Source organism: Pseudomonas weihenstephanensis, from assembly GCF_016812185.1.
In the GTDB taxonomy this organism is placed as follows: domain Bacteria; phylum Pseudomonadota; class Gammaproteobacteria; order Pseudomonadales; family Pseudomonadaceae; genus Aquipseudomonas; species Aquipseudomonas weihenstephanensis.
Window position 1 is genome coordinate 37,356 of the sequence record NZ_JAAEBV010000003.1, and the last position, 22,444, is coordinate 59,799.

The 22,444-nt window shown below is 55.3% G+C and carries 21 protein-coding genes; 10 read left to right on the top strand and 11 right to left on the bottom strand.

What is annotated here, in order from left to right:
- Positions 1 to 25 precede the first annotated feature (25 nt).
- Both GYN01_RS10880 and GYN01_RS10885 read left to right on the top strand, forming a co-directional pair.
- Positions 26 to 379, top strand: coding sequence for a hypothetical protein (locus GYN01_RS10880; RefSeq protein WP_048364800.1), 354 nt, complete (start codon positions 26 to 28; stop codon positions 377 to 379).
- A gap of 234 nt (positions 380 to 613) precedes the next feature.
- Positions 614 to 844 (top strand): hypothetical protein, encoded by a 231-nt coding sequence (locus GYN01_RS10885; protein WP_048364801.1) that lies wholly within the window; start codon positions 614 to 616, stop codon positions 842 to 844.
- A gap of 17 nt (positions 845 to 861) precedes the next feature.
- Here GYN01_RS10885 and GYN01_RS10890 read toward each other — a convergent pair whose 3' ends face one another.
- Complete coding sequence (locus GYN01_RS10890) at positions 862 to 1,140, bottom strand: hypothetical protein (RefSeq protein ID WP_048364802.1); 279 nt, start codon at positions 1,138 to 1,140, stop codon at positions 862 to 864.
- Between the two features lie 27 nt (positions 1,141 to 1,167).
- Positions 1,168 to 1,356, bottom strand: coding sequence for a hypothetical protein (locus GYN01_RS10895; RefSeq protein ID WP_203307041.1), 189 nt, complete (start codon positions 1,354 to 1,356; stop codon positions 1,168 to 1,170).
- 280 nt (positions 1,357 to 1,636) lie between these two features.
- Here GYN01_RS10895 and galU point away from each other — a divergent pair, with 280 nt between their 5' ends.
- Both galU and gorA read left to right on the top strand, forming a co-directional pair.
- Positions 1,637 to 2,476: a UTP--glucose-1-phosphate uridylyltransferase GalU gene (gene galU, locus GYN01_RS10900; protein WP_003445709.1), complete on the top strand. Its 840-nt coding sequence runs from the start codon at positions 1,637 to 1,639 to the stop codon at positions 2,474 to 2,476.
- A 135-nt stretch (positions 2,477 to 2,611) separates the two neighbouring features.
- Positions 2,612 to 3,970 (top strand): glutathione-disulfide reductase, encoded by a 1,359-nt coding sequence (gene gorA / locus GYN01_RS10905; RefSeq protein WP_048402330.1) that lies wholly within the window; start codon positions 2,612 to 2,614, stop codon positions 3,968 to 3,970.
- A 65-nt stretch (positions 3,971 to 4,035) separates the two neighbouring features.
- On the opposite strand, the gene GYN01_RS10910 is transcribed toward gorA, so the two are convergent.
- Positions 4,036 to 5,046 (bottom strand): DNA-binding protein, encoded by a 1,011-nt coding sequence (locus GYN01_RS10910; protein ID WP_048402331.1) that lies wholly within the window; start codon positions 5,044 to 5,046, stop codon positions 4,036 to 4,038.
- Positions 5,047 to 5,225: 179 nt separating this feature from the next.
- On the opposite strand from GYN01_RS10910, the gene GYN01_RS10915 reads away from it, so the two are divergent.
- From GYN01_RS10915 to ahpF, 3 genes are all read left to right on the top strand, one after another.
- Complete coding sequence (locus GYN01_RS10915) at positions 5,226 to 6,164, top strand: site-specific integrase (protein WP_048402332.1); 939 nt, start codon at positions 5,226 to 5,228, stop codon at positions 6,162 to 6,164.
- Positions 6,165 to 6,342: 178 nt separating this feature from the next.
- Positions 6,343 to 6,906 carry an alkyl hydroperoxide reductase subunit C gene (gene ahpC, locus GYN01_RS10920; RefSeq protein WP_048364807.1) on the top strand — a complete coding sequence of 188 codons (564 nt, stop codon included), beginning with the start codon at positions 6,343 to 6,345 and terminating at the stop codon, positions 6,904 to 6,906.
- A gap of 127 nt (positions 6,907 to 7,033) precedes the next feature.
- Entirely contained in the window at positions 7,034 to 8,596 is a 1,563-nt protein-coding gene (gene ahpF, locus GYN01_RS10925; RefSeq protein WP_048364808.1) for an alkyl hydroperoxide reductase subunit F, read from the top strand.
- A 54-nt stretch (positions 8,597 to 8,650) separates the two neighbouring features.
- Here ahpF and gloA read toward each other — a convergent pair whose 3' ends face one another.
- The 3 genes from gloA to GYN01_RS10940 form a co-directional block, all read right to left on the bottom strand.
- A complete protein-coding gene (gloA, locus tag GYN01_RS10930) occupies positions 8,651 to 9,172 on the bottom strand; it encodes a lactoylglutathione lyase (protein WP_048364809.1) in 522 nt (173 codons plus the stop codon).
- Between the two features lie 426 nt (positions 9,173 to 9,598).
- Positions 9,599 to 9,958: a histone-like nucleoid-structuring protein, MvaT/MvaU family gene (locus GYN01_RS10935; RefSeq protein ID WP_048365095.1), complete on the bottom strand. Its 360-nt coding sequence runs from the start codon at positions 9,956 to 9,958 to the stop codon at positions 9,599 to 9,601.
- Positions 9,959 to 10,194: 236 nt separating this feature from the next.
- A complete protein-coding gene (locus GYN01_RS10940; RefSeq protein WP_203307042.1) occupies positions 10,195 to 11,748 on the bottom strand; it encodes an EAL domain-containing protein in 1,554 nt (517 codons plus the stop codon).
- Between the two features lie 337 nt (positions 11,749 to 12,085).
- On the opposite strand from GYN01_RS10940, the gene hppD reads away from it, so the two are divergent.
- Positions 12,086 to 13,162: a 4-hydroxyphenylpyruvate dioxygenase gene (gene hppD / locus GYN01_RS10945; protein ID WP_048402334.1), complete on the top strand. Its 1,077-nt coding sequence runs from the start codon at positions 12,086 to 12,088 to the stop codon at positions 13,160 to 13,162.
- Positions 13,163 to 13,219: 57 nt separating this feature from the next.
- Here the strand turns inward: hppD and GYN01_RS10950 are convergent, their stop codons facing one another.
- The 3 genes from GYN01_RS10950 to GYN01_RS10960 are packed head-to-tail and all read right to left on the bottom strand — an operon-like array spanning position 13,220 to position 18,166.
- Positions 13,220 to 13,858 carry a DUF1345 domain-containing protein gene (locus GYN01_RS10950; protein WP_203307043.1) on the bottom strand — a complete coding sequence of 213 codons (639 nt, stop codon included), beginning with the start codon at positions 13,856 to 13,858 and terminating at the stop codon, positions 13,220 to 13,222.
- Between the two features lie 52 nt (positions 13,859 to 13,910).
- Positions 13,911 to 17,009 carry an efflux RND transporter permease subunit gene (locus GYN01_RS10955; protein ID WP_048364813.1) on the bottom strand — a complete coding sequence of 1,033 codons (3,099 nt, stop codon included), beginning with the start codon at positions 17,007 to 17,009 and terminating at the stop codon, positions 13,911 to 13,913.
- A 2-nt stretch (positions 17,010 to 17,011) separates the two neighbouring features.
- Positions 17,012 to 18,166, bottom strand: coding sequence for an efflux RND transporter periplasmic adaptor subunit (locus GYN01_RS10960; protein ID WP_048364814.1), 1,155 nt, complete (start codon positions 18,164 to 18,166; stop codon positions 17,012 to 17,014).
- A gap of 177 nt (positions 18,167 to 18,343) precedes the next feature.
- On the opposite strand from GYN01_RS10960, the gene GYN01_RS10965 reads away from it, so the two are divergent.
- Both GYN01_RS10965 and GYN01_RS10970 read left to right on the top strand, forming a co-directional pair.
- On the top strand, positions 18,344 to 19,045 hold the full coding sequence (locus tag GYN01_RS10965; protein WP_048402336.1) for a response regulator: 702 nt from the start codon (positions 18,344 to 18,346) through the stop codon (positions 19,043 to 19,045).
- Positions 19,046 to 19,048: 3 nt separating this feature from the next.
- On the top strand, positions 19,049 to 20,344 hold the full coding sequence (locus GYN01_RS10970; protein WP_048364816.1) for an ATP-binding protein: 1,296 nt from the start codon (positions 19,049 to 19,051) through the stop codon (positions 20,342 to 20,344).
- 1 nt (position 20,345) lies between these two features.
- Here the strand turns inward: GYN01_RS10970 and rarD (GYN01_RS10975) are convergent, their stop codons facing one another.
- A complete protein-coding gene (gene rarD / locus GYN01_RS10975; RefSeq protein ID WP_048364817.1) occupies positions 20,346 to 21,227 on the bottom strand; it encodes an EamA family transporter RarD in 882 nt (293 codons plus the stop codon).
- 230 nt (positions 21,228 to 21,457) lie between these two features.
- The gene (gene rarD, locus GYN01_RS10980) at positions 21,458 to 22,342 is read right to left on the bottom strand and encodes an EamA family transporter RarD (RefSeq protein ID WP_048402338.1); all 885 of its coding nucleotides are present in this window, start codon (positions 22,340 to 22,342) and stop codon (positions 21,458 to 21,460) included.
- Positions 22,343 to 22,444: the final 102 nt, after the last annotated feature.

A 22,444-nucleotide genomic window follows, 5' to 3' on the forward strand; every position in this document is an offset into this window, starting at 1 on the left:
GTAAGGTCTTTAACGGAGGATTTGTATGAAGTGGGGCGTGTTGGTCGCAGTGCTGGCTTTGGGAGGCTGTGCATCAGTTACAGATATTGAGCAGACAATGCCCACCATGAGCGTGATCTCGGGAAAGAAACCGGACGCTTACGCCCAATGCTTGGTGCAGCAGTTGTCACGCACGCGCAAGGCCCCGCAAATAGAGCCTCACAAGGAAGGTTTGCGGGTAATCGTTCCGCAAAAACTGACCTCGGGGCCTACAGCGGTGATTGATATCGAAGAGCGCTCAGGCGGGAGCAGCATCAAGGTGTATGAAAGCATGTCGAATGTACCCATTCGTCCGGGTGACATCCGCGGTGCCGCAACGCACTGCATTTCGGGCGACTAAGCGTCAAATCTGATTTATATCGTTTGACGACTCAAAAGCCTGGCGTCGCTTTACGTGATGTCAGGCTTTTTTTCGCCTGATGACCAGGGTGCCGCGTCAAAGCAGGTGACGTGGCGGCAGCGTTGGAGGTCAAACGCTCAGTGCTGATGGACTGAAGTCTTCAGTAAACTGCGCGCATTTAGATGTACCGGTGCTGAAGCCCTGAGCTTGGGCGCCAATTTTCAGGAGAACGCGATGAAGCGAGAACACGTCAAGCAGCGACATGCCGAGGGCAGCATTACAGCGACCCATGCCATCCAAAACCCGGCGGCGACGGGGGAGTGGATCGTATTTTTCAAGAAGAGTGCAGGGCGTAGCTTCTTTTTAGTTGACAACAACGACGAAGTTGAGTCGTTCGAGAGTCTGGATGCGCTGGTCGAAACCATTCGCTCGCTCGGGATCAAGTTCGTCGAAGTGCATATCTGACGCCAGGCAGGTGCTAATTATTTGCACATCACCACGACAGTCCGGCTTGTGAAATTACCGACATCGACCCCCAGGGTTTTTTCACTGTCCTGGACAGTTGATGAGCCATCGGTGCCCACAATGGTGTATCCCGTTCCGGCACACGAGGCGTCGGCTTTTTCATAGCATTTGCCCCAAGACATGGCTTCGCCAGAACAGTCTATGCTCAACCCTTGCTTGCCATCCGGCAGGTAGGTATTGGATGCAGTGGCGCAGCCGCCAAGGGCTAGCAGTACAGCTATCAGGGTCTTTTTCATTGAGTGCCAGTTACCGCGAAATAAGGGTCAGATTTTGTTTTTACGTTTGCGTGCAGGCGCATCAGGTTGATCTTGAAGCACAGCAGCCACTTCCATGGCGCTGGTTTCAGAGGCAAAAGGGCCCGCTACCTGCGCCTGGGCTGCGTCCAGTACCCACCATGCGCCCGATGTAACTTCTTTGATCAGGTAACCGTTGACACTTTTGATATCCGACATTGTGAGGCGTGCTCATTGATTTGAAAGTGCACAATAGTACCGTCAAACAGCCGTGGCGTGCTCTGGTGCATACTCAATGGCCGTTACGTCCAAGCAGACCCTGTCGACGCTTCATAGGTTCAAGACAGCGATCCAAAGCATGAAAAATAAGTCACAAAGGAACTAAGTGGCACAAATTTTCTCTATGTTGGCATCAGTATGCTATCGGGGGCATTGTAACGTCGCTGCCGCCTGATTAGACTGCGCCAAATTCGTACGCACAGCCCTTTTAAGGACTCATATGATCAAGAAATGCTTGTTCCCAGCAGCCGGCTATGGCACTCGCTTTTTGCCAGCGACCAAAGCGATGCCTAAAGAAATGCTGCCGGTGGTAAACAAGCCACTGATCCAGTACGGCGTTGAAGAAGCACTGGATGCTGGTTTGAACGAAATTTCCATCGTGACCGGTCGCGGCAAGCGAGCGCTGGAAGACCATTTCGACATCAGCTATGAGCTGGAAAACCAGATCAAGGGCACCGATAAAGAGAAGTATCTGGTCGGTATTCGTCGCCTGCTGAGCGAGTGCTCTTTCTCTTACACCCGCCAAACCGAAATGAAAGGCTTGGGCCACGCCATCCTGACTGGCCGTCCGCTGATTGGTGACGAGCCCTTTGCAGTCGTGCTGGCAGACGATTTGTGCGTCAACCTGGAAGGTGACGGTGTGCTGACCCAGATGGTCAAGCTGTACAACCAGTACCGCTGCACCATCATCGCGATTCAAGAGGTTGACCCTCAAGAGACCAATAAGTACGGCGTGATCGCTGGCGACTTGATCGGTGACGATCTGTACCGCGTGCGCAACATGGTTGAGAAGCCTGCGCCGGAAGATGCACCGTCAAACCTGGCGATCATTGGCCGCTACATTTTGACGCCGGACATCTTCGAGCTGATCAAGCAGACCGAGCCGGGCAAAGGTGGTGAAATTCAAATCACGGATGCCTTGATGAAACAGGCGCAAAACGGTTGCGTAATCGCCTACAAATTCAAAGGCAAGCGTTTCGACTGCGGCGGCGCTGAAGGCTACATTGAAGCGACTAATTTCTGCTTCGAGAACTTCTACAAAACCGGCAAAGCCTACTAAGTAGAGCGAGCCTGCTGACTGCTTCAACAGAAAGCCACCTACGGGTGGCTTTCTCGTTTTTCGTCTTCAACAACGCCCGCGCGCTGTTCAATCGTGCTGGAGCGATTATGCTGATGGACTGCTCAGGAGATAGAAATGTCCTACGAATTTGATTTGTTTGTCATTGGTGCGGGTTCGGGCGGCGTACGCGCTGCGCGCTTTGCGGCCGGTTTTGGTGCAAAAGTAGCGGTGGCTGAAAGCCGTTATCTGGGGGGGACGTGTGTCAACGTCGGCTGCGTGCCGAAGAAACTGCTGGTCTACGGCGCACATTTTGCTGAGGACTTTGAGCAGGCGTCTGGTTTTGGCTGGACCTTGGGCGAATCGAGTTTTGATTGGGCTACCCTGATTGCCAACAAAGACCGTGAAATCAATCGACTCAATGGAATCTATCGCAACCTGCTGGTCAATAGCGGCGTTACGTTGATCGAAGGCCATGCCCGTATTACCGGCCCCAACGAAATTGAGGTCAATGGTCAGCGCCATAGCGCCAAGCACATCTTGATTGCCACCGGCGGCTGGCCGCAGATCCCCGAAATTGCTGGCCGTGAGCACGCAATCAGCTCCAATGAAGCCTTCTTTCTCAAAGAGCTGCCTAAACGTGTACTGGTAGTGGGTGGTGGTTACATCGCTGTTGAGTTCGCCGGGATTTTCCATGGCTTGGGCGCGCAAACATCGCTGCTTTACCGCGGCGACATGTTCCTGCGCGGGTTTGACGGCGCAGTGCGTAAGCATTTGCATGAAGAGCTGACCAAGCGCGGCATGGACATTCAGTTCAATGCCGACATTGCGCGCATCGACAAGCAAGCAGATGGCAGTTTGAAAGCCACGCTCAAGGATGGTCGAGAGTTGGAAGCGGACTGTATTTTCTATGCCACGGGGCGCCGCCCAATGCTCGACAACCTCGGACTGGAAACCACGGGTGTAAAACTCGACAAGCGCGGTTTTGTTGAGGTGGATGACCTGTATCAGACGGCTGAACCTTCGATTCTGGCCATTGGTGATGTGATTGGGCGCGTGCAATTGACGCCCGTTGCATTGGCGGAGGGGATGGCGGTTGCGCGTCGCCTGTTCAAGCCTGAGCAATATCGTGCGGTGGATTACGCGATGATCCCGACAGCGGTGTTCAGCCTGCCCAATATCGGCACCGTCGGTTTGAGCGAAGAGCAAGCAATTGAAGAGGGGCATGCGGTACAGGTCTTCGAGAGCAGTTTCCGCCCAATGAAGCTGACCCTGACCGATTGCCAGGAGCGCACATTCATGAAACTGGTGGTGGATGCCAACACCGACAAGGTGCTGGGCTGCCACATGGTTGGCCCTGAGGCCGGGGAAATTGTGCAAGGACTGGCGATTGCATTGAAGGCAGGCGCAACCAAGCAGCACTTTGATGAAACCATTGGCGTGCATCCTACCGCCGCTGAAGAATTCGTCACCATGCGCACGCCGCTTAAGCGTTAAGCAATCAAACCACCACTGGTGAGGCTGTGTTGTTGCGGCCTCACCGGCAGGTAGGTCTGGCTGGCTTACTCCTCGGGTGTCGCATCCCTCGCACTGCTTTGGGCTTCTTTCTGTGCCTTGAAGCTCTCAAGTGCCGCTTGCGCTTTCATCGCTTGCATTGTCAGCTCCGTTTGAGCCTGCTGCGATTGCGCGTAAGCCTGTCTCAAAACCTCGCTTTCTTGAGTGGCCACGCGCAGGCGCTCCTGAAGCAGTGTGCGCTCACTGTCCAGCAGGCTTAATTGCTTGTTCATCTGCTCATTGAGTTGGCTGGTTTTGTGTTGCTGAGCATTGGCGTGCTGCAACTCCTTGGCCAGGGCGCGACTGTCGCTGTGTACGCGCTCGTTATCACGGTGCAATTGGGTGATTTCGTCCTGGCGTACCAGCGCACTTTGTTGCGCCTGGCGTAACTCCATCTGAACTTGCTGAACTTGACCTTCATGCCGGCGCTGATCTTGCTCGCGTTGCTCCTTGACCGAGTTACGGTAGTGCTCAAGGGCGTCGCGCGCGTGCAGGTGTTTTTCTTCCAGCGAGCTGATTTGTTCGTCGCGATCCTTGAGGCGTAGCTCAAAGTCGCTGCAAGCTTGATTCAGGGCGGCGTTGCGCGTCTGCTCGGTTTGCAGCATAGAGCGCGTTGACGCCAGGCTTGCGGTTTCCTCAGTCAAGGCTTGCGCCTGAATCTCCAGTTGCTGCTGCAAAACACCCAGCGCTTGCTGGGCCTCGGACAGCTGATCTTGCAACTGGTTTTTAAGTTGCTCGTAATGAGCCTGGGCGCGATCTATCGGCTCCTGGGCCTGTACCTGCAAGCGATGGGCGAGGCGGGCGACCAGTTCAGCCAGCTCATCCTCCAGCTCGGCATGCGATACGCCGCGGCGCGTATCGCTCTCGTCCAGCTCCTTTAGATACCGGTGAATGGTGGTTTTTGAGCCGGTATTGCCCATTTCAATACGTACAGCATCGATGCTCGGGTGTTCGCCACGGGCAAGGATTGCTGTGCGCGCAATTTGGACCACTGCTTTGTTAACGCCGCCACGGGCCATGGCTGTCTCCTACGATTATGTACTGTGGTATGTATCATGTAATTACATACTATATTGTTTTATAAATCCTGTCTTTTATTCGTGATCTTAAGGCGGGATATACTGGTATTATCCCGTGCCAGAGCCTTGGATTCGTTTTTAGGGCCTGTTTTCAGTACACCCGCCAAGAGAACTACCCCATGAGCGATCTGGATCGCTACCTAAACGCGGCGACCCGCGACAACACCCGTCGCAGCTATCGTGCTGCAATTGAGCATTTCGAAGTGACCTGGGGTGGCTTTCTGCCGGCTACCAGCGACAGCGTGGCGCGCTACCTGGTCAATTACGCAGGACAACTCTCGCTCAACACCTTGAAACTGCGCCTTTCGGCCATAGCTCAGTGGCACAACAGCCAAGGCTTCGCCGACCCCACAAAGGCGCCAGTGGTGCGCAAGGTTTTCAAGGGCATTCGCGCGCTGCATCCGGCGCAGGAAAAACAAGCGCAACCGTTGCAGCTGCAACACCTGGAAAAAGTGGTCGACTGGCTTGAGGACGAAGCACAGACCGCGCGGGCCAACCAGGATCACCCCGGACTGCTGCGCGCCAGGCGTGACTGCGCACTGATCTTGCTAGGTTTTTGGCGCGGGTTTCGTAGCGATGAACTGTGCCGCTTGCAGATCGAGCACGTACAAGCTGTGCAAGGCGCGGGTATCACGCTGTACGTGCCGCGCAGCAAGGGCGATCGCGATAACCTGGGCAAAACCTTCCAGACGCCAGCGCTGTTACGGTTGTGTCCGGTGCGCGCCTATATCGAATGGCTCAATGTATCGGCCTTGGTGCGTGGCCCCGTGTTCAGAGGGATTGATCGCTGGGGCAACCTGGCGCAGGAGGGCTTGCACGCCAACAGTGTGATTGCGCTATTACGCCAAGCACTTGAGCGCGCAGGTATCCCTGCCGAACAGTACACCAGCCACTCATTGCGCCGTGGTTTTGCGACATGGGCCCATCAAAGTGGCTGGGATTTGAAGTCGCTAATGAATTACGTCGGCTGGAAGGACGTAAAGTCAGCGATGCGCTATGTTGAAGCGACCCCGTTTACCGGGATGAGCGTCACCACTGAAAAAAGTATCGGTCACTGATTGGGATCAAGAGGCGAGGGTGCGCAAAGGGTGATAGTCAGATTCAGGTTTCTTCTATTAATACAGTGACCTGATAGCCAAAACCAATCACCTGCATCAGCTTTCCCAATGAGCCTGATACAAAATGTGTTGTTAGGATTCACCCCATCAACTTTTAAACCCTGACGGAGAGACAACGATGCCTATCATCAACAGCCAAGTAAAACCGTTCAAAGCCACTGCTTACAAAAACGGCAGCTTCGTGGAAGTGTCGGACGCCGACCTGAAAGGCAAATGGTCCGTTGTGTTCTTCTACCCAGCTGACTTCACCTTCGTTTGCCCAACCGAGCTGGAAGACCTGGCTGATAACTACGAAGCGTTCAAAAAGCTCGGCGTAGAAATCTACAGCGTGTCGACTGACACTCACTTCGCTCACGCTGCCTGGCACAACACCTCGCCAGCCATCGGCAAAATCCAGTACACCATGATCGGTGACCCAACACTGGCGATCTCGCGCAACTTCGACGTGCTGATCGAAGAAGCTGGCTTGGCTGACCGCGGTACGTTCGTGATCAACCCGGAAGGTCAGATCAAAATCGTTGAGCTGAACGATGGCGGTGTGGGGCGTGACGCTTCCGAGCTGCTGCGCAAAATCAAAGCGGCTCAGTACGTTGCTGCACACCCGGGCGAAGTATGCCCAGCCAAGTGGAAAGAAGGTGAATCCACCCTCGCTCCATCGTTGGACCTGGTAGGCAAGATCTAAGCCTGTGAGCCAGCCAAGGGCGGTGACCCGCACCTGAGTTGTAAGCTGCATCGCCCTCAAAACGCCCGGGCGACATTCGCTCGGGCGTTTTTTTTACACAGTCTTAACGTTAAAGGAGATCGCCCGTATGTTGGACGCCAATCTAAAAGCTCAGTTGAAGTCATACCTGGAGCGGGTTACCCAGCCAATCGAGATCGTTGCTTCGCTCGACGACGGTGCGAAATCCCGTGAAATGCATGACTTGCTGAAAGAAATCGCCAGCCTTTCCAGCCAGATCACCTTGCTGGACAACGGCACCGATGCGCGCAAGCCTTCGTTCTCGTTGAATCGCCCGGGCGGCGACATCAGCCTGCGTTTTGCAGGCATCCCAATGGGCCACGAATTTACCTCGCTGGTACTGGCTTTGCTGCAAGTCGGCGGCCATCCCTCGAAAGCCAGTGCAGAAGTGATTGAGCAAATCCGTTCGCTTAAAGGCGAGTTCAACTTCGAGACGTATTTTTCGCTCTCGTGCCAGAACTGCCCGGACGTTGTTCAAGCGTTGAACCTGATGGCGGTACTCAATCCGAACATTCGCCACGTTGCGATTGACGGTGCTTTGTTCCAGGACGAAGTGACCGAGCGCCAAGTAATGGCAGTGCCAAGCGTGTACCTGAACGGGGTTAACTTTGGTCAGGGCCGTATGGGTCTCGAAGAAATCCTCGGCAAGCTGGACACCAGCGCGATTGAACGCCAGGCCGAAAAAATCAGCGCCAAAGACGCTTTTGATGTGCTGGTGATTGGCGGCGGCCCGGCCGGTGCGGCGGCTGCAATTTACGCGGCCCGCAAAGGTATTCGTACGGGGGTGGCAGCTGAACGCTTTGGCGGTCAGGTCCTTGACACGATGGCCATCGAAAACTTTATCTCGGTTCAAGAGACTGAAGGACCCAAACTGGCCACGGCACTGGAGGAGCACGTCAAACAATACGACGTGGACATCATGAACCTGCAACGTGCGGATCAGTTGATCCCTGGCAAAGCGGGCGAGTTGCACGAAGTCAAATTCGCCAGCGGTGCCTCGCTCAAGGCCAAGACACTGATTTTAGCGACGGGTGCACGCTGGCGTGAAATGAATGTGCCGGGCGAGCAAGAGTACCGCAGCCGTGGTGTAGCCTACTGCCCACACTGCGACGGCCCACTGTTCAAGGGTAAACGTGTCGCGGTGATTGGTGGGGGTAACTCAGGTGTTGAGGCCGCCATCGATTTGGCCGGTATCGTTGCGCATGTGACGTTGCTTGAGTTTGATACCAAGCTGCGTGCCGATGCGGTGTTGCAGCGCAAGCTCAACAGCCTGCCTAACGTGACCGTGATTACCAACGCCCAAACCACTGAAGTCACGGGTGACGGGCAGAAAGTCAACGGTTTGCGCTACAAAGAGCGCCAGTCTGGCGAGGTGCGTGACATCGCACTGGAAGGCATTTTTGTGCAAATCGGTTTGCTGCCTAACACCGACTGGCTCAAAGGCACGATTGAATTGACGCCTCGCGGCGAGATTGTTGTCGATGCGCGCGGTGAAACTTCAATCCCCGGCATTTTTGCCGCCGGTGACGTTACCACAGTGCCTTACAAGCAAATTGTGATTGCGGTCGGTGAGGGCGCCAAAGCATCCCTGAGCGCATTCGATCACTTGATACGCACTTCAGCTCCCGACTGATTAATTGGCAATAAAAAACCCATGAGCAATCATGGGTTTTTTATTGCCTGCGTTTTACAGCGGGGTGGGCTGAATAATCTCGACCCAATAAGCATCCGGGTCTTTGATGAAGGCCAGCGACTTCATGCGGCCATCGGTCAGGCGCTTTTGGAAATCCACACCCAGCGCTTCGAAGCGCTCACACGCAGCCACGATGTCAGGCACCGAAATGCAGATGTGACCAAAGCCGCGCGGGTCCGTATTGCCGTTGTGGTAAACAACACTATCGTCTGTTTCAGAACCATGGTTGTGAGTGAGTTCGAGAATGCCGGGGATCGACTTCATCCACACGGTGCGAGCCGCGTCATCGGACGGGATTTGCGCTTTGTCGACCAGCGCAAGGAAGTACAAGCTGAATTGAGCGTCAGGGAAGTCGCGCTTTTCGACCAGCGAAAAACCCAACACCCGCGTGTAGAAATCCAGGGACTTCTCGATGTTTTTCACACGCAACATGGTGTGATTGAAAACGAAATTTTGGGTAGCGCTATCTGGAGCGGCAGTCACGCCAGAGATGTTGTTCAGGTCTTGCAGGCTCATGAACCCTCCGAATGTATTGCTTGGGTGATCGGTCGCTGCGGTGAGCGTGATGGGCGAATGATACGGAATGTGACGTCGTGCGCCAAACGGGTTTTAGGAAAACGTGAAATGGCGCATCGGATTCGCAATGGGGATTTAGGTAAATTTCAGGCAAAAAGAAGCCCGCCGAAGCGGGCATGGGGCGCTAGTCCTTTAGCAGCCTCCATCCTGATACGTGCGATGTGAAAAAAATGTGAATAAGGGCATGTCTACGACTATTGGTCGAGTTGCGCAGTCAATAAGCCGCAACTCTTCATTTCAGCGATGCATGAACAAACCGATAAAGCCTTGAGTGCGTGTAAACAACGTCTTCTCTGTGGCGGTGTATTTATCCTGAAAAGGAAAAAAACTCTGCAGGACAGGGCGGGGCAGGGGAAACAAAATGCATCAGGTACGAACCCAGGTCTCTACAGTGGCGGCCCCGTATTGCTCTTTCCAGGCCTTAAGCCCGCGGTGATTGCCGCCTTTGGTTTCAATGAGTTCGCCGGTATGCGGATTTTGATACACCTTGAGCACACGCGCCTTCCGCTGTTTGGGGGCTGATGATGTTTTGGACGTCGTGGGGCCTGGATCAAGAATGGCAATAATATCCCGCACGTTTTTATTGTAAGACTTCATCAACCCCTGGAGCTTCTGCTCGAACTCAATCTCCTTTTTCAAACCGGCATCATTCTTTAAGGCTTCTAACTGCGCCAACTGTTCTTGTAGCGCCTTTTCGGCAGCGCGAAATTCAGCAAGTCTGGACAAAGTCATTACTCCAATCGTAGGTCGGCAGGCTAAACCGATGAGATGAATGATGTATTAGCCACATGGCATGGACACAATAGTTTTACCGTCGTTCAGCCTGAATCTGGACTCGGCGAAACGAGTATTAAGGTGTTCTGTCATCAGTCAAAAAATTGTAGTTGTTAATTTGCAAAGTGCCAATGGCCCTTCACGGTGACAGTGCTGCGCCGCTCTGCAAGTTCTACTCCCCCCTGTTTTTAGTTCATTGTTTGTTGTGGTCGCGCCTGCACCGATTTAATGAATTGCTCCGGTGGCAGCGGGCGTGAAAACAGATAACCCTGAAGAAACTCGACCCCGCGCGAGGTCAAGTAGTCGCGTTGCTCTTCGGTTTCGATGCCTTCAGCCACAACGCCCAGTTCCAGCTTTGCACTCAGCTCAATGATAGTGTCGAGAATGTGTTTGGATAATGCATCGACACCGATCATGGCGACAAAGCTCTGATCAATTTTCAAGTAATCAACGTTGAATTCGCGTAAATACGTGAGGCTTGAATGCCCGGTGCCAAAGTCATCGATCGCGATCATTACGCCGATCGCGTGCAGTTCAGCGAACAATTGGAGCGTCACATCGCTTGGCACGATCAACTCTCGCTCTGTCAGCTCCAGTACGAGTTTGATATGGCCGGGTGCAAACGCTTTTAAAAAGGCTCGGCAGTCATCCACCAATCCCAAGTCCTGACAATGGCGGGCGGTGATATTGAAGCCAATATGAAAGCCCTGCGTCAGATTCGCTGCTTGGGGTGAGAGCAAGGTTGCAGCTTGCTGCATGAGCGATCGTGTCATCGGTACGATTAGGCCGCTATGCTCCGCGAACGGAATGAACAGATCAGGGCGAACCAATCCTTCTCGCGGGTGTTGCCAGCGCATGAGTATTTCGACTCCTGCCCACTCCTGCGTGTCGCTGCGCACAATCGGCTGGAAATAAGGAATGAACTCACCCGCCTCTAGGCCACGCTGTAGTTCATGACTGGGTGATGACGCACGCTTTTGCAGCCAGTGCACTGTCCCCGCTGATATCAGTCCCAGAAAAACCAGTAATCCCATCAATACGGGATATTCCACAACGGCGTACCGGCCAATTTCACCCTCACTAAAACCTGCCACGACGCGGTAGGGGTATTGCGCGGAGGGGTGACTGACTTGCGCCACGGGATATTCAGGCAGGGCGGCGTTGCTAACTAGACCATAGCGGTCTATCCAGGTGTTACCCACTTGAATCAATAAATGTGTTTTAGGGTTGATCAACCCCAGCACATTGACTAAATGAAAGCCATACAGGCTCACCAATACACTCTGGTGCCCGTTCTGCTTGCGCAATACCAGTAAAGGTTCATAAGGTGTAACGGGATTACCGGGCATTAACCACAATGTGCCTGCGGTGTAATCGCCGGGATTTACGTTCTCCTTGAAGCGGCCGAACAAGGAGGTGCAATACAGCTTATTGTCCCAGGCCAAATTAACCGAGCGCACAAAAGGGCGGCGTGTCACTTGATCACGCAACGCCAATTCGACTTGTGCGCATTCTTGCCCAGCCAGCGGTAAAACCACATCGGCGGCCAAGGCTGCATTGTCGAGCATTTGATCGAATTGCCGGGCTGCTTCCTCAGAGGTATGCAGGGCAATCAGTTCCAGCGAGCGGTTGGCCTGCCACGCCAGGATGAACAAGCCAAGTACAACGGGCAGCAAGCCACTGAGTACAATCAACGCGTAACGATCTGTCCACGTGCGGGTCAATTTCAGCGTTAAAGGCATTCAAGTTCCTGAGCGTGCAAATAAAGACGATGTAGAGAGAATAGGCGCAAATCGTGAAAGGCTAGCATCACGAGGCGACTAATTTAAAGGTGGCCGGGACAAACATGATTACGCCATGTAGAATCCGCTTACGCATACAAGAATAATGACTTCTGCAAGCAGAAGCCCCGCCCGTATAGAGATGGGTCGACATGAAGACACTCGGGTTCCAACTGATCTACGGTGATTTCCTTGCGCGCAGTGTACGTGGCATTTCCTGCGCACCGCCCGTCAGCCTCTGCATTCTTAGCAAATAACCCTGCGTTAATTCTAAAAATGACACTGATGAGGCACCAACATGGCTGATCTATACGAAAACCCAATGGGCTTGATGGGCTTTGAATTTATTGAATTCGCGTCGCCGGTCCCCCATACACTCGAACCCATTTTTGAAATCATGGGTTTCACCAAAGTGGCCACCCATCGCTCAAAAGACGTGCATCTGTATCGTCAGGGCGACATCAACCTGATCCTCAACAACGAGCCGCACAGTGTGGCGTCCTACTTCGCGGCTGAACACGGCCCGTCTGTGTGCGGCATGGCGTTTCGTGTACGCAATGCCCAGCAAGCCTATTCCCGTGCATTGGAACTGGGCGCGCAACCGATCGAAATCCCGACGGGTCCGATGGAACTCAACCTGCCAGCGATCAAAGGTATCGGCGGCGCGCCGCTGTACTTGATCGACCGTTACGGTGAAGGCAGTTCGATCTATGACATCGACTTTGTGTTCATCGAAGGTGTGGATCGCCATCCGGTGGGCGCTGGCCTGAAAATCATCGACCATTTGACCCATAACGTGTATCGCGGCCGCATGGCGTACTGGGCTAATTTCTACGAAAAACTGTTCAACTTCCGTGAAATTCGCTACTTCGACATCAAGGGCGAATACACCGGCCTGACCTCCAAAGCCATGACGGCCCCGGACGGCATGATCCGTATCCCCTTGAACGAAGAATCGTCCAAAGGTGCAGGGCAGATCGAAGAGTTTTTGATGCAGTTCAATGGCGAAGGCATTCAGCACGTCGCCTTCCTCAGTGATGACCTGATTAAAACCTGGGATGCACTGAAGAAAATCGGTATGCGTTTCATGACCGCGCCGCCAGAGACCTACTACGAAATGCTCGAAGGCCGCCTGCCTAATCACGGCGAGCCGGTGCATGAGCTGCAATCGCGGGGCATCCTGCTGGACGGTTCATCCGATAAAGGCGATCAACGTTTGCTGTTGCAGATCTTCTCCGAAACCCTGATGGGGCCGGTGTTCTTCGAATTTATCCAGCGCAAGGGCGACGACGGTTTTGGCGAAGGCAACTTCAAGGCGCTGTTCGAGTCCATTGAGCGCGACCAGGTGCGTCGTGGCGTACTGACAGCAGACTGACAACACGTGTAAAAAAAACGCCCATCCGCTGTGTCGGTTGGGCGTTTTTTTATGGGTTTAAAACAAGCCTGCCGCGATATTGATCGAAAACCCGAGGACCGCGGTGTTGAACAAAAAACCCAACAACGAATGAGCAAGGACTGCTTTGCGCATCTCGCGCGTCGCAATGGCGACGTCCGCCGTTTGCACCGCCACGCTGAGCGTGAAAGAAAAATACATAAAATCCCAATAATCAGGGCTCAGTTCGCCCTCCGGGAAGCGCAGCGCCGGTTCAGGCCCCTCGTTGTTATAGAACAAGCGCGCGTAATGCAAACTGAAAATAACCCCGATCATCAGCCACGAGCCGACGATGGTCATGCCGGTAAAGGCGTAATGCATGATCTGATCGGTATCGCTCAGTTTGCTGTTGCCTGACAGCTCAAGCGTGATGGCCGCTAGGCTGGTCACGGCAGCAATACACACCGTGAATAGCACCATGCTGGCATTTTCATCTTCAACCTCGGCTGTGCGCTTCACGTCACGGGCCTTGGAGCGAATAACCAACCACAGCGTCAACGCTAAATACAGCCAGACACCGGCGTTCCATCCCAGCAAAAATTTAGACGTCAGCGTCGCAGCAGGAGCAAAGATACCAACCGCGCCCCCCAACACAGTGGCAGCGGTCAGGCGAGGATGAGTGCGTGCAAGATGCGGCATAAACAATCCCTGTTACTCGGTATTGCTGCACCTTAGCACGCGCGGTGGACGCTTAAAGCGATCGCGATTTGCTTCTGACCAGTTTCATCACCACGACGAAGAAGACGGGCACAAACACCACTGCCAGTGTTGCCACAATCATGCCGCCAATCACCCCCGTACCGATTGCCTGCTGGCTCGCGGAGCTTGCACCGGTGGCAATCGCCAAGGGCACCACACCGAGAATAAACGCCAGCGATGTCATTACAATCGGTCGCAAACGCAAGCGGGCGGCCTGCACGGTGGCGTCCACCAAGTCATGACCTTCGTCATACAGCGTTTTGGCGAACTCAATGATCAAAATCGCGTTCTTGGCTGACAAGCCAATGATCGTAATCAAGCCCACTTTGAAAAACACATCGTTAGGCATTCCTCGCAAGGTCACTGCCAGCACAGCACCCAAAACGCCCAGCGGCACGACCAACAGTACCGCCGTAGGAATCGACCAGCTTTCATATAGCGCCGCCAGGCAAAGGAACACCACCAGCAATGACAGGCCCAGCAGAATCGGCGCCTGTGCGCCCGAGATTTTTTCTTCAAGGGACAGACCGGTCCATTCCATGCCCATGCCTGCTGGTAATTGAGCGACCAGGCGCTGGATCTCTTCCATCGCTTCGCCTGTGCTGTGGCCCGATGCGGCTTCACCCGAAATGCTGATGGCCGGGTAACCGTTATAGCGCGTCAACTGAGAAGCCCCTTGAATCCAGCGCGCTTCGACAAACGCTGAAAGCGGCACCATTTTCCCCAAGTTGTTGCGCACATTGATCTTGAGCAAGTCTTCAACCTGACTGCGCTGATCGCCCTCGGCCTGAACCACCACGCGCTGCATACGGCCCTGGTTCGGGAAGTCATTGACATACGCCGAGCCAACCGCCGTGGACAGCACATTGCCAATGTCAGCAAACGAGATGCCCAACGCGTTGGCACGCTTGCGATCAACCTCCAGTTGTACTTGCGGGCTTTCTGCCAGCGCACTTTCACGCACATTAGCCAGCACCGCGCTTTTCTCGGCCAGCGCCAACAGTTCGGTACGCGCTTGCATCAGTACGTCGTAGCCTGCGCCGCCACGGTCTTGCAGGCGGAATTCGAAGCCGCTGGATGTGCCCAAGCCACTGACTGGCGGTGGCAGGATGGCAAACGCCACGGCGTCTTTTAGCTCGCTGAAGGCGGCATTCGCTCGATCGGCAATGGCCGAGGCAGAGTCCTTGGCGCCGCGCTCTGACCAATCCTTCATCGTTGTGAACGCCAGTGCCGCGTTTTGGCCGTTACCCGAGAAGCTGAACCCCAGAATCATCGTCGTATTGCCCACGCCAGGCTCGCCTGCGTTGTGGGCTTCAATCTGCTCGGCGACTTTTATTGTGCGGCCCTGACTGGCTCCCGGCGGTAACTGGATATCGGTGATGGTGTAGCCCTGGTCTTCCACGGGTAAGAACGAGGAGGGCAGACGGGCAAAGCACAGCACCAAGATCACGAGCAGCGCCCCGTAGAGCAACAAGTAGCGGCCACTGCGCTTGATGACGTGCACCACCCAGTGCTCGTAACCTTGGGACATACGCTCGAAGCGTGTATTGAACCAGCCAAAAAACCCGCCTTTGGCATGGTGTTCACCCTTGGCGATTGGCTTGAGCAGCGTTGCGCACAACGCCGGGGTCAAGGACAGCGCAAGGAAGGCCGAGAACAAAATGGAGGTGGCCATCGACAGCGAGAATTGCTGATAAATCACCCCCACCGAACCCGGCATAAACGCCATAGGAATAAACACGGCGACCAGCACCAGCGTTATACCGATGATGGCGCCGCTGATCTGGGTCATGGCTTTGCGCGTGGCCTCACGGGGCGACAGCCCTTCTGTGACCATGATCCGCTCAACGTTTTCCACCACCACAATGGCATCGTCCACCAGAATCCCGATGGCCAGCACCATGCCAAACATGGTCAGCACGTTGATCGAAAACCCCAGGACCAGCATGGTGGCAAACGTGCCCATGAGGGCGACAGGCACCACCAGTGTCGGAATCAACGTGTAGCGCACGTTCTGCAAAAACAGGAACATCACGGCAAACACCAGCACCATGGCTTCGACCAGGGTGTACATCACTTTGGTAATCGAAACCTTCACAAACGGCGAAGTGTCGTAGGGAATGCTGTATTCGACCCCGGACGGGAAGTAACGGCTCAACTCGTCCATTTTGGCGCGAATCAATGTCGCCGTACTCAGGGCGTTAGCTTCGGGCGCCAATTGAACGCTGAACGCGGTGGCCGTTTTGCCATTCAGGCGAGTGCCGTACTGGTATTCCTGACTGCCGATTTCTACGCGCGCCACATCCCGCACGCGCACTGTCGAGCCGTCGGGGTTGGCGCGCAGCACTATGTCGCCAAACTCTTCAGGCGTCGACAACTGACCCTTGACCAGCACCGTCGCGGTGATTTCCTGGGTGGGGCGCCCTGGTAAGTCACCAATGCTGCCCGCTGAAACTTGAGCGTTCTGATTGGCAATCGCCTGATTGACATCGGCAGGCGTAAGGTTAAAGCCAATCAGCTTTTGTGGATCGATCCAGACACGCATGGCGCGTTCTGCGCCATAAAGCTGGGCCTTGCCCACGCCCTCGATGCGCTTGATTTCGTTCATCACGTTGCGCGCAAGGTAATCGCTGAGCGCGACCTCATCCAGCGGGCTGTCATTGGCGGTCAAGGTCACCAGCATCAAAAAGCCGGAGGACACTTTCTCGACCTGCAAACCCTGCTGCATCACCGCTTGCGGCAGACGAGACTCCACGGCTTTGAGCCGGTTTTGCACATCCACCTGCGCCATTTCGGGGTCAATCCCCGGCTTGAACGTGGCGGTAATGGTTGCGCTGCCCAAACTGCTTTGGGATTCGAAGTACATCAGGCCGTCGGTGCCGTTGAGCTCTTGCTCAATCAGGCTGACCACGCTTTCGTCCAGGGTTTGGGCCGAGGCGCCGGGGTAGACGGCGTAGATTTCGACTTTAGGCGGCGCCACGTTGGGGTATTTGGCCACCGGCAGTTGCGGGATGGCCAATGCGCCGGCCAACACAATGAACAACGCGACGACCCAGGCAAAGATAGGCCGATCGATAAAGAACTGCGGCATGCTCACTGATCCGTGGAGTGTACGAGAGGGAGTGCGGGGTCATCGATCTGTACCTGCTCGCCGGGGCGCGCGTGTTGCAGACCTTCAATGACAATGCGGTCACCGGCCTTGAGGCCGCTGTTAACAATCCAGCGATCATTTTGTGCATTGCCCAGTTGCACGGGGTGTTGCTTGACGCGGTTGTCCGCCTCAATCAGCAACACCTGCGCCACGCCAGCACTGTCTCGCAAAATGGCGCGCTGCGGCACGCTGATGCCTTGCTTGTTCATCGCCTGCTCCAGGCGCACGCGCACAAAGCTGCCAGGCAACAAGTCGTAATCGGGGTTGGGAAATTCGCTGCGCAGAACCACCTGGCCAGTGCTGGGATCGACGTTGATATCGGTGAACAGCAATTTACCGGGCAAGGGGTAGAGGCTGCCGTTGTCGCGGACTAGCGTGGCGCGAGCTTGATGGGCCCCCACTTGTTGCAGCTCACCAGCGCGAAATGATTCACGCAAGTTGTCCAGATCGCGCGTGGACTGAGTCAGGTCGACGTGCACAGGGTCGAGTTGCTGAATGCGGGCTAGCGGGGTGACTTCTCCCTGACCGACCAACGCGCCTTCCGTGACCAATGCCCGACCGATGCGCCCGGAAATAGGGGCTGTTACGGTGGCATAGCCTAAATTCAGGCGGGCGCGCTGCACAGCAGCCTTGTTTGCGGCGACATCGGCTTGCGCCTGTTGCGATTGGGCACGGGCGTTATCGTATTCCTGACGGCTGATGGCACTGCTTTCAATCAGTGCGCTGTAGCGTTCATCTTGCTGCCTGGCTTGCAGGGCCAGCGCTTGGGATTTACGCAGAGCGGCTTGCGCGCTGTCCAGGTCTGCCTTGAACGGCGCAGGGTCAATTAAGAACAACACCTCACCGCGTTTGACCTCACTGCCTTCCTCATACACGCGCTTAAGGATGACCCCCGCGACGCGGGCGCTGACCTGCGCCACGCGTGGTGCAACGATCCGCCCACTCAACTCGTTATTGATCGACAGGGGAGCGGTTGTAATGACTTCGGTGCGTACCTTGACCAAGGGCGCTTTCTGTTCAGCGTCGGGGCTTTTGCCGCAACCGCCGAGGGCCAGTGCCAGCGCTGAAAGGCATAGCGGGGCAAAGAGCTTTTTCAATGAGCGTGCCTTCTTATAAATGCAGGATGGTTCTGTAAGTGCTTGCGAATGCTAAGCGCAGCACGCAAGAGGCGTTGTGAATCTGTGTAGGAGGTGTGTGAAAAAGTGTGAAGGTTATGCTCCTATCCATGTGAGGTTGTATATCCTTTGGGTTTCCCCAAGTTGTAAGCATTTATTATGCCCACTATTTTGCTGGTCGAAGACGACGCTGCGCTCTCGGAGCTGATTGCCAGCTACCTGGAGCGTAATGGCTATGAAGTCAGCGTGATTGCTCGTGGCGATCAGGTACGTGATCGAGCCAAAAGTAACCCGCCAGACCTGGTTATTCTTGACTTGATGTTGCCGGGCCTTGATGGCTTGCAAGTGTGCCGTTTGTTGCGCAACGACTCGGCCAGTCTGCCGATCCTGATGTTGACGGCCCGCGACGATAGTCATGATCAGGTGCTAGGGCTAGAGATGGGTGCCGACGATTATGTGACAAAACCTTGCGAGCCGCGTGTGCTACTGGCGCGAGTACGCACTTTATTGCGCCGCAGCAGCCTGATTGAGCCACAAATGGCCAATGACCGAATCCTGATTGGCAACCTGTGCATCGACCTTTCTGAGCGCACCGTATGCTGGCGAGGCCAGGACATCGAGTTGTCCAGCGGGGAGTACAACTTGCTCGTGGTGCTGGCAAGGCATGCCGGAGAAGTGCTCAGCCGCGATCAGATTCTTCAGCGTTTACGCGGTATTGAATTCAATGGCACAGACCGCTCCGTTGATGTGGCCATCTCCAAATTGAGGCGCAAGTTCGACGATTGCGCGGGCGAAGCCCGCAAAATCAAAACAGTGTGGGGCAAAGGGTATTTGTTCAGCCGTTCCGAGTGGGAATGCTGAGCGATGTTCAAGGTTCTGCTACGGCTTTATCTGGTCACGATGGTGACCTTCGGCGCAGCCATTTATCTGGTGCCGGAGCTGATCGTGACGGTGTTTCACGAGCGTTTCATGCATTACAACGTCGACATGTCCCGTGGCATGCAAACCCTTCTGGTCAAACAGTTCCACCCGTTACCCGCTGAACAGTGGCCAACACTGGCCCGCGAGCTGGACACGAAATTCTCCCCGTTGCGGGTCAATTTACTGTCGATCAACGACCCTAAATTCAACGCCCGGGAGCGCCATCAACTGGAGCAAGGCCAAGGTGTGCTGCGCATCGGCGAGTGGGGCTGGCGCACATTAGTGGTTTCCCCCCTGAACCGACAACAAGCGATTGAGCTGGTGATGCCCCCCGACCCGTTCGACATGAACGTGTTGTACTGGAGCATCAACGTTTTGATCGGCGCAGCCTTGCTCGCCTGTCTGTTGCTGTGGTTGCGTCCGCACTGGCGTGACCTTGAGCGGCTCAAGCGCACGGCCGCACAGATTGGCCAGGGCCACTTGAGCGCGCGCACCCACATCTCGCCACGTTCCAATGTTCATGCGCTGGCCAGCGCTTTTGACACCATGGCGCAAGACATCGAAAGCCTGCTCAACCAGCAGCGCGACCTGCTCAATGCGGTGTCTCACGAACTGAGAACGCCCCTGACCCGGCTCGATTTCGGCCTGGCGCTGGTGCTGTGCGATGACCTGCCGCCTGCCAGCCGCGACCGCCTGCTGGTGCTGGTTGGCCACATACGCGAGCTGGATGAGCTGGTGCTGGAGCTGCTGTCCTTCAGTCGCCTGAAAAACCCGACGTTGGTGCCGGAACGTGTCGATGTGTCGCTGGACGAGTTCATTGACAGCATTCTTGGCAGTTTCGATGAAGCGCTCGAAACCCCGGACATTGTGCTGGACGTGTTGATGCAAGGGACTCAGGCCCGATTTGCCCTTGATCCCCGGCTGACAGCGCGCGCGCTGCAAAATCTGCTGCGCAATGCCATGCGCTATTGCGATCACCGCATTCAAGTAGGGGTCAATGTCACACCCCAAGGCTGTGAGTTATGGGTGGACGACGACGGTATTGGCATTGCCGAGGTGGATCGCGAGCGGGTTTTTGAACCGTTCTACCGCCTGGATCGCAGCCGGGACCGCGCAACGGGGGGCTTTGGACTTGGATTGGCCATCAGTCGACGCGCCCTGGAAGCCCAGGGCGGTACGTTAAAGCTTGAGCAATCCCCCCTGGGTGGGGCGCGCTTTAGACTGTGGCTGCCTGCCTGACTTAGAGAGAGCGGCGCTGGCGGCTCACATGCTTGAGGCCTTCGAGCACCAGCACCCCGACGGCCAGCCAGATCGGTCCGTAGGTCAGCCATTGCCCTTCTTCCAGGCTGTCGCCCAGCAACAGGGCGACGGCCACCAGTAACACCGGTTCGACGTAACTGAGCAGGCCGAACAGGCTAAACGGCAGCAAGCGGCTGGCCAAGATGTAAGCAAAACCTGCGGCGGCACTGATAATACCCATCAGCGGAACGAGCGCGAACAACAGCGGGCGCTGCGCATCGAGATCAACATGCTCGCCGGCAAGTACAAACCATAGCGCAACCGGCACCATCAACAGCATGTCCAGCCACAACCCGCCCAAGTTGTCGATGCCGATTTTCTTGCGCAGCACGAAATACATCGGGTAGCCGATGGCGACCACCAGCGTGGTCCATGAAAAACCACCGGTACGGTACAACTCGTTGGCAACCCCGACCACGGCCAGGGCGGTGGCGATTTTTTGCAGGCGCGAGAGGCGTTCGCCATACACGATGCGTCCAGTGAGAATCATGGTCAGTGGTAGCAAGAAATAACCCAGCGACACATCCAGCCCGTGGCCATTCAAAGGCCCCCACATAAACATCCACAGCTGTAGGCCCACCAGAAAGCTGGTGACGGCGACGCAAGGGATCAGAGCCGGTTGGGCGCGCAAGCGCTGAAATATGAGCGGCACCCATTTCCAGTCGCCGCTGAGGCAGATAAACAGTGTCATGAAGGGCAGCGAAATCAGGATGCGCCAGCCGAAGATTTCTTGACCGTTGAGCGGCCAGAGCACAGACGTGAAGTAGTACAGGACGCCGAACAGGCACGACGCCAAAATCGATAAAACAATACCTTTAGACACAACAACCTCAATGGATCTACAGCGTTACTCGTGTGAGTGGGCACGTAGCTTGAGGCTGTGGAACATCATTGGCAAATCTCTTTTAAACCAATAAGTTGGCTTTTAAACCTAGCCAAACAGGTAATGCGTGTAACTTCCAAGCAAATACTGGGCCAAAGACGTTTTAAACGAGCGTTCGTGTTTTCAAAAAAAAAGACTAACGGTCATGCTCAGGCCCAGTACGCACCTTCCTAGACTGATTTTCTCTGACGCACCAAATGCTTGAACCCTTCAAAAATCAGCACCAGCACCGCCAGCCATATCGGCAGATACGTTAGCCACTGACCCGAATTGATGCTCTCACCCAGCAGCAAGGCGACACAGACCAACAGCACCGGTTCGACGTAACTGAGCAACCCGAACAGGCTGAATGCCAGCATGCGGCTGGCCATGATGTAGCTGATCAAGGCCAGTGCGCTGATCACCCCCAGCAGCGGGATAAGCGTATACAGCGCAGAGCGCTGACTGGCGACATCAAAGCCATGCTCACCCCCCTGCACGAACAAGAACGCCACAGGCATCAACAACAGCATGTCCAACCAGAGGCCGCCGAGGTTATCGGTGCCTATACGTTTGCGCAGCACGAAGTAGAGCGGGTATCCAATCGCAACCAATAGCGTGGTCCACGAGAAACCGCCCACACGATAGACCTCGTTGGCCACGCCCAGGGTAGCCAGTGCGGCAGCGATCTTTTGCAAACGCGACAAGCGTTCGCCATACACCAAACGGCCGGTGAGGATCATGGTCAGCGGTAACAGGAAGTAGCCCAGCGACACGTCGAGGCTGTGGCCATTTAATGGTGCCCACAGGAACAGCCACAATTGCACACCCACCAACGCACTGGAGGCTATCAGGCCGCCCCAGAGCATGGGTTGTTGGCGCAGACGGGAAACTATCGCCGGAACCAGCCGCCAGTCCCCGGAGAAAAACATGAATACGCTCATGCAGGGCAAGGTAAGGAGCATCCGCCAACCGAAAATTTCAGCACCACTCAAGGGATAGAGCAGGGATGTGAAGTAATACATGACACCGAACAGGCTCGATGCCAGAACCGATAGAACAATACCTTTGGACACAACAGCCTCGTTACACGCGCATTTTGATTGTTAGAGGCGCGTAGCTTGAGGCCCTGAAGCCCTTAGGGCAAATGCATAAAAAAATGGTCCGGGGTGGCATAG

What these genes read in the sequence shown, in the direction of transcription:
- galU (WP_003445709.1), top strand. Translation starts at nt 1,637, where the DNA reads ATGATCAAGAAATGCTTGTTCCCAGCAGCCGGCTATGGCACTCGCTTT.
- GYN01_RS10880 (WP_048364800.1), top strand. Translation starts at nt 26, where the DNA reads ATGAAGTGGGGCGTGTTGGTCGCAGTGCTGGCTTTGGGAGGCTGTGCA.
- ahpF (WP_048364808.1), top strand. Translation starts at nt 7,034, where the DNA reads ATGTTGGACGCCAATCTAAAAGCTCAGTTGAAGTCATACCTGGAGCGG.
- gorA (WP_048402330.1), top strand. Translation starts at nt 2,612, where the DNA reads ATGTCCTACGAATTTGATTTGTTTGTCATTGGTGCGGGTTCGGGCGGC.
- ahpC (WP_048364807.1), top strand. Translation starts at nt 6,343, where the DNA reads ATGCCTATCATCAACAGCCAAGTAAAACCGTTCAAAGCCACTGCTTAC.
- GYN01_RS10970 (WP_048364816.1), top strand. Translation starts at nt 19,049, where the DNA reads ATGTTCAAGGTTCTGCTACGGCTTTATCTGGTCACGATGGTGACCTTC.
- GYN01_RS10940 (WP_203307042.1), bottom strand. Translation starts at nt 11,748, where the DNA reads ATGCCTTTAACGCTGAAATTGACCCGCACGTGGACAGATCGTTACGCG.
- GYN01_RS10890 (WP_048364802.1), bottom strand. Translation starts at nt 1,140, where the DNA reads ATGAAAAAGACCCTGATAGCTGTACTGCTAGCCCTTGGCGGCTGCGCC.
- hppD (WP_048402334.1), top strand. Translation starts at nt 12,086, where the DNA reads ATGGCTGATCTATACGAAAACCCAATGGGCTTGATGGGCTTTGAATTT.
- GYN01_RS10885 (WP_048364801.1), top strand. Translation starts at nt 614, where the DNA reads ATGAAGCGAGAACACGTCAAGCAGCGACATGCCGAGGGCAGCATTACA.
- GYN01_RS10915 (WP_048402332.1), top strand. Translation starts at nt 5,226, where the DNA reads ATGAGCGATCTGGATCGCTACCTAAACGCGGCGACCCGCGACAACACC.
- GYN01_RS10910 (WP_048402331.1), bottom strand. Translation starts at nt 5,046, where the DNA reads ATGGCCCGTGGCGGCGTTAACAAAGCAGTGGTCCAAATTGCGCGCACA.
- GYN01_RS10965 (WP_048402336.1), top strand. Translation starts at nt 18,344, where the DNA reads ATGCCCACTATTTTGCTGGTCGAAGACGACGCTGCGCTCTCGGAGCTG.
- GYN01_RS10950 (WP_203307043.1), bottom strand. Translation starts at nt 13,858, where the DNA reads ATGCCGCATCTTGCACGCACTCATCCTCGCCTGACCGCTGCCACTGTG.
- GYN01_RS10955 (WP_048364813.1), bottom strand. Translation starts at nt 17,009, where the DNA reads ATGCCGCAGTTCTTTATCGATCGGCCTATCTTTGCCTGGGTCGTCGCG.
- gloA (WP_048364809.1), bottom strand. Translation starts at nt 9,172, where the DNA reads ATGAGCCTGCAAGACCTGAACAACATCTCTGGCGTGACTGCCGCTCCA.
- GYN01_RS10895 (WP_203307041.1), bottom strand. Translation starts at nt 1,356, where the DNA reads ATGTCGGATATCAAAAGTGTCAACGGTTACCTGATCAAAGAAGTTACA.